We start from the raw sequence: 6,262 nt of genomic DNA on the forward strand, positions 1-6,262 counted from the left end.
GATCAAGTTTCCCCCTGTGAGGCAACGTGGACAGCGCCGGCGGGCTTCCCTCCGGCCGCGGCGCCGGACCCCCCTCCGGCCGCGGCGCCGGGCGCTCCCGGCCCGCCTGGATCACGGGCGCCGTCGCCGAGGCGCGCAGGCTGACGGCCGAGCCGCTCGTACGCCTGCGGCGCGGCCGGCTGCCCCTGGCCTTCGGCTCGGCCACGGCGGTGTTACTGCTGTGGTCGCTGCACTTCTCCGCCCTGGGCACCCGCATCGTCCGGCTGATCAGTGACGTCTCCGCCTCGACACCGTTCTACCTCGCCGTCGTGCGGCTGCCCGCCTCGATGTACGCGCCCGCGCCGAACCTCCCGGTCTGGGGCTCGCTGTTGCAGGTCCTCGCCGTGTTCGGCATCGCCGAGACGTACCTCGGCCGGCGCCGTACGCTCACGATCGCGCTGACCGCGACGTTCCTGTGCACGCTCAGCGGCCGGATCATGTGTTACCTGGGGCCGCACACGATCGTCGGCCTGCCGTGGATCGCCCGGTACGCCTCCGACACCGGCCCGTCGGCGGCGGTCGTCGCCCTCGTCGCGTACCTGTGCTGCGTCCGCCGCGCGCCGCGGACGCTGACCGTGCTGCTCACCTCGATGGTCACCGAGGTGACCCTGCTGCCGAACCTCGCGGGCCGCGAGCACGTCGTCGCCATCGCCCTCGGTGTCGTCGCCGCCCTCGCCGGCCCCGCCGCCGCCCGCCTCCGCCGCGCGGCGCGGGCGGCCCCGCCGGTGGCGGTGGAGGCGGTCACGCCGGCCGCGGCGCCGGCGGGACCGTCGCCACCCCCGGAATCGGGGATCGTCAGGGATGATCACGCTGGCCTACGATGAGGCGCTGGTCCGGTGACGTCCTGGAGGGTCCGCGTGCGTGTCCATCACTTGAACTGCGGCACGATGCGGCCGTTCGGCGGGCGGCTCCTGAACCAGAGCGGCGACCGGACGACGGCGCGGCTGGTCTGCCACTGCCTGCTGATCGAGACCGACGACGGTCTCGTGCTCGTCGACACGGGGCTCGGGACGCAGGCCGTCGCCCGGCCCAAGGAGATCCTGGGGCGGCCGTTCGTCACGATGACCCGGCCGCGGCTCGACGTCACCGAGACCGCCGTCCGCCAGATCGCGGCGCTGGGCCATACCGCCGCCGACGTACGCCACATCGTGCTGACCCACCTCGACGTGGACCACACGGCCGGGCTGACCGACTTCCCGGAGGCCGAGGTCCACGTGCACGCCACCGAGCTGGAGGCCGCGCGGCGCCCGGTGACGCGCTTCGAGCGCGAGCGCTACCGGCCGGTGGTGTGGTCGCACCGGCCGCGCTGGGTCGAGCACCAGGCGGGCGACGACCGCTGGCACGGCTTCGAGTCCGTACGCGGCCTGCCCGGCGGGCTGCTGCTGATCCCGCTGACCGGGCACACCCGGGGCCACGTCGGGGTCGCGGTCGACACCGGCGACGGCTGGCTCCTGCACGCCGGGGACGCCTACTTCCACCACGACCAGGTCGAGTCGGGCGGCTGCCCGCCGGGTCTGCGGCTGTTCCAGACGCTCGTCCAGGCCGACCGTACGACGCGGCTGCACAACGCCGACCGGCTCCGGGAGGTGGCCCGGGCCGGTGACGTCACGATCTTCTGCGCGCACGACCCGGTGGAGCTGGAGCGGCGCAGGACGGCCGTTCAGGAGCCGTCGCGCAGCTCCGAGAGGCGCCTCGGCTCGTAGGCGATCGCGTCGAACGCGGCGGTGCAGCCGGCTCCCGTAGGCGACTGCGCCGAGAAGCCGTACGACGGCGTCTTCTCCGCCGAGGCGTACAGCGTGAAGTGGCGGACGAGGCGCCAGTACTCCCCGTCGGTGGAGGCGTGGAAGGCGTACGCCGCGCCGACCCGGGCCACGCGCAGCCAGACGTGGTCCCCGTCGACGACGAAGGAGTTGCAGTCGTCGGAGGTGCCGCGCGTCACCACGGACACCACCATCGGCTCACGCTGCGGGGACAGTTCGAAGGCGAGCTTGGCCCAGGCGCGGTCGTTGAGCCAGACGAGCAGCGCGCCCGCGTCGAACGTCGACGCGAAGCCGACCTGGACGCGGGCGCTGAGCAGGAAGTCGCCCTCCGCGCAGGCGAGCAGGTGCGGCGCGTTCAGCTTCACGGCCGTACGCTGCGGGTCGATGAACAGGTCCGTGCCCGGCCCGGCGGAGATCTCCAGTCCGTCGTCCGTCATCCGGTAGGAACTCACCGGCTCTCCATCCCACCGCAACGACACGGGGATGCGGGGGATGCCGAGCTGCCCGACTGCTTGCGTCACACCGTCTCCTTCAGGTCTGAGAGCCGCCGCGTTTTGGAGCGATCCCAAAAAGAAGGTAGGCCGCGTCCGGAGGTTCGTACAGAGTTCGGCCGATTGTTACTTCTTGAGCTGGTAACGGCACTGGGCGACCGTCCCGGTCTTCTTGGTGACGACCTTCCCGTCGACCGTGATGCTGCAGCTGACCTTCTCCGAGGTGGAGCTGGCGAGGACGGCGAGGAGGTGACCGCCCGGCACCTGCGCGGTCTTCTTCCACGGCAGTTTCACGTTCGAGGCGTTGCCGCTGGTCGTGAGGTTGTACAGGATGCCGGGGAGTTCGCCGGATCCGAGGACCTCCAGGACGACCGCGTGGCCGCCGCCGGCGGGCTGGGAGCCGGTGTCCCCGCCGGGCGTCTTCCCGGCGCCGTCGCCCGTCGTGTCGCCCGTCGTGTCGGCCGACCGGGCCGGCGAGCCCTTCGTGTCCTTCTTCGAGTCGTCGCCGCCGCAGGCGCCGGTCGACGCGAGCATCCCGGCCACGGTGCAGATGATCAGTATTCGCCGCATTCGCCGAAGATTAGTGGCAGCGGCGAGTTAATGAGTCTTTACCCGGGGTGTGTCAGCAGGGGGTGTCGGCGCGTGTCCGGAGCGGCGCGGCGGTCTCGACGAGCCGGTTGAACCGGGCGAGCATCGTCGCCAGGGTGCGGACGTCCTCCTCCGGCCAGGCCCCGAGGAGCTGGTGGAAGCTCTCCTGGCGGGCGGCGCTCACCGTGTCCATGCGGCAGCGCCCCTCCTGGGTGAGGTCGAACAGGTGCGCCCGCCGGTCGCCCGGGTCGGGCTGCCGCTCGATCAGGCCGAGCTCTTCGAGGACCTTGAGCTGGCGGCTCATGGTGGCCTTGCCGACCTTGAAGTAGTCCGCGAGGTCGCTGGGGCGGGCCGGAGCGCACTCCCGCAGCCCCACGAGGAGCCCGTACGCGGCGGGGTCCAGGTCGGGGTGGACCTGGCGCATCATCCCGGCGGACAGGGCCCGGGCACGGCGCAACAGCACGCCGAGCTCGTGCTCGAGCGCGTTGTACGCCTGGTTCTTGCCGGCGCCCGTTGACGCCGGGGGCGTGGAGACTGGTGCTTCGGTCATCGCTTCGTTCCTCGTGGCCGGGCCGTCCTCCTCGATGATCGAGCCTTGATGATCGAGGTGACGGAAAGGATCCCCCAGCGCGGTGCTGTTCGTCGAGCCCGTTCGTTCCAGGGTGACAGGTCGGGGTGATGACCGGGCCGGGGCGCGTCCGGCCCGGTCATCGGTTTCAGCTCGCGGAGTGACCGAGCCACATGTCGTGCGCGTCCACGTCCTGCCCGTTCAGGCTGACCGAGGTCGCCACCGGCGCGTACCCGGTCGCGGTGACGGTGTACTGCCCGCCGGTCAGGTCGGCGAAGGAGTACCGCCCGTCCGGGCCGGTGGTGGTGGCGGCCACGACGTTGCCGGCCGCGTCGAGCAGGGTGACGCGGGCGTCCTCGACCGGGCCGCGCCCGTGCGCCTGGACGGTGCCGGCGATGCGGACGCCCGGCTGCAGCTCGACGTCCTGCCGGGTCACCTTCGAGACGCCGTCGCCGCCGACCTCGGTGAGCACCGCGCCGGGGCGGTGTCCCTCGGCGCTGACCGCGACGGTGTACGTCCCGGCGACGACCTGGTTGAAGGAGTATCCGCCGTCGGCGCCGGTCAGGCCGTTCGCGACGACCTCACCGCGGATGTCGGTCACGACGACCATGGCGCCGGCGATGGCCGAGCCGTTGGTGTCGCGGACGGTCCCGGTGAGCCCGCCGTTGCCGACGAGGACCAGGTCGTAGTCGAGCGGCTGGTCGCCGGTCACCAGGGTGGCGGCCTGCGGGTCGTGGTCACCGGCCGCCGCGATCAGCACGTACGTGCCGCTGCCGGGGGTGCCGACCTCGTACCGGCCGTCGGTCCGCGCCGTGGCGCGGCCGATCTGACGGCCGCGGATGTCGATCAGCGTGATGGCCGCGTGCGGCACCGGGGTGCCGTCGGAGCCGCGGATGTAGCCGCGGATGACGCCGCCGCCGGCCGGCGACCCGTCCCCGTTCAGGGGAGTCGTCTCCTCGGCCAGGCTCGCCAGGGGCGCGGCCGAGGCGGTCGTGCCGTACTGCGCCGCCGCCGACTCGGTGACGGCCGGGGCCGCGCCGGGCTGGGTGGCGAAGGGCCGCGTCGGGCCGGGCCGGCCGTCGAGCGAGCGGGCCGCGCCGTTGCCCACCGCCGCGGTCGCGGCGGCCGGCTGCCACTCCTCACGCCGGGCGTGCTGGCCGTGCGGGGCGGCCGAGGCGACCAGGGCGGGCTCGGGCTTCTGCTCCGAAGTGCTCGAGGTGCGCAGCGGCACCTCCTTGATGAACACGATGGCGACCAGCGCGACGAACGCGCAGGGGGCGGCGAACAGGAAGACGTTGCCGATGCCGTGGCCGAAGGACGCCTCGACGACCCCGCGGACCGGGGCGGGCAGCGCGGACAGCTTGGGGATGGCCCCACTGCCTCCGCCAGATGCGGCCTGGTGGATGCCGAGGCGGCCGAGGCCGTCCGCCATGTAGTGCGTGACGCGGTTGGACAGCAGCGCGCCGAGCGCGGAGACGCCGATCGCGCCGCCGAGCGTACGGAACAGCGCGACGGAGGAGCTGGCCGCGCCCATCTGCTCGTTACGCACCTGGTTCTGCACGGCGAGGACGGTGTTCTGCATCGTTGTGCCGAGGCCGACGCCGATGAGGAACATGAAGACCGAGACTTCCCAGTACGCCGTGTCGTGGCGCAGCATGCTCATGAGGCCGTACCCGGCGGTCATCAGGATGCCGCCCGCGACCATGAAGGCCTTGTACCGGCCGGTGCGGGTGATGATCCGGCCGCTGATGGTCGATGCCAGGGCCAGGCCCGCGATCATCGGCAGGGTCATGAGGCCGGCCTTGGTCGGCGAGTCGCCGCGGGCGAGCTGGAAGTACTGGCTGAGGAAGGTGGTCGCGCCGAACATCGCGACACCGATGAAGAGGCTCGCCACGACCGCGAGGCTCATGGTCGGGTTGCGGAACAGCGGGAGCGGCACGATCGGCTCGGCGGCCTTGCTCTCGGCGAGCACGAAGATCAGGGTGAGGACGAGGGCGCCGCCGACCATGACGGCGGTCTGCCAGGACAGCCAGTCGTACTTGTCACCGGCGAACGAGACCCAGATCAGCAGCAGCGACACGGCGGCGGCGAGCAGCGTGGCGCCGAGCCAGTCGACCTTGACCTGCCGCTTCTTGTCCGGCAGGTGCAGGGTCTTCTGCAGGACGATCAGGGCGACGACGGCGAAGGGCACGCCGACGTAGAAGCACCAGCGCCAGCCGAGCCAGGAGGTGTCGACGATGACGCCGCCGATCAGCGGGCCGCCGATGGTGGCCAGCGCGAACACCGCGCCCATGTAGCCGGAGTAGCGGCCGCGCTCACGCGGCGCGATCATCACCGCCATGATCGTCTGTGCCAGGGCGGTCAGGCCGCCGGCGCCGAGGCCCTGCACCACCCGGGCGGCGATGAGCATCGAGGGGTTCTGCGAGAGGCCGGCGATCGCCGATCCGATGACGTACACGAGCAGGCCCAGCTGGATCAGGAGCTTCTTGCTCATGAGGTCCGCGAGCTTGCCCCAGATCGGGGTGGAGATCGTGGTCGCGAGGAGGGTCGCGGTGATCACCCACGTGTAGGCGGTCTGGCTCGCGTGCAGGTCGGCCGTGATCGTCGGGAGCGCGTTCGACACGACGGTCGACGACAGGATCGCGACGAACAGGCCGAGCAACAGGCCGGACAGCGCTTCCATGATCTGCCGATGCGACATCGGGGCGTCCGATCCGTGGCCGGTCGCCCGTGCCTCGGCCGGTGCTGCGGTTGTCATCAAGTTCCCTAAGATCGTTTTGTCTGGAGTGAGTCGCTCTGGATGCCCAGGGCGACGG

The 6,262-nt window shown here is 72.0% G+C and carries 6 protein-coding genes; 2 read left to right on the forward strand and 4 right to left on the reverse strand.

The features are described 5' to 3' along the window. The first annotated feature begins 26 nt into the window (after positions 1-26). Positions 27-863: a hypothetical protein gene (locus NE235_RS35955; protein WP_252811184.1), complete on the forward strand. Its 837-nt coding sequence runs from the start codon at positions 27-29 to the stop codon at positions 861-863. Positions 864-896: 33 nt separating this feature from the next. Further along, complete coding sequence (locus NE235_RS35960) at positions 897-1,742, forward strand: MBL fold metallo-hydrolase (RefSeq protein ID WP_252811186.1); 846 nt, start codon at positions 897-899, stop codon at positions 1,740-1,742. Here NE235_RS35960 and NE235_RS35965 read toward each other — a convergent pair. The 4 genes from NE235_RS35965 to NE235_RS35980 form a co-directional block, all read right to left on the reverse strand. Further along, on the reverse strand, positions 1,700-2,320 hold the full coding sequence (locus NE235_RS35965) for a DUF1349 domain-containing protein (protein ID WP_252811188.1): 621 nt from the start codon (positions 2,318-2,320) through the stop codon (positions 1,700-1,702). The two genes, NE235_RS35960 and NE235_RS35965, sit on opposite strands and share 43 nt — an antisense overlap. Positions 2,321-2,416: 96 nt before the next feature. Then, positions 2,417-2,860 (reverse strand): hypothetical protein, encoded by a 444-nt coding sequence (locus tag NE235_RS35970; RefSeq protein WP_252811190.1) that lies wholly within the window; start codon positions 2,858-2,860, stop codon positions 2,417-2,419. 52 nt (positions 2,861-2,912) lie between these two features. Continuing rightward, complete coding sequence (locus NE235_RS35975; RefSeq protein WP_252811192.1) at positions 2,913-3,428, reverse strand: MarR family winged helix-turn-helix transcriptional regulator; 516 nt, start codon at positions 3,426-3,428, stop codon at positions 2,913-2,915. A gap of 166 nt (positions 3,429-3,594) precedes the next feature. Further along, complete coding sequence (locus tag NE235_RS35980; protein ID WP_252811194.1) at positions 3,595-6,204, reverse strand: MFS transporter; 2,610 nt, start codon at positions 6,202-6,204, stop codon at positions 3,595-3,597. Positions 6,205-6,262: the final 58 nt, after the last annotated feature.

The sequence above is a fragment of the Actinoallomurus spadix genome, from assembly GCF_024055725.1.
GTDB classification, from domain to species: Bacteria; Actinomycetota; Actinomycetes; order Streptosporangiales; family Streptosporangiaceae; genus Actinoallomurus; species Actinoallomurus spadix.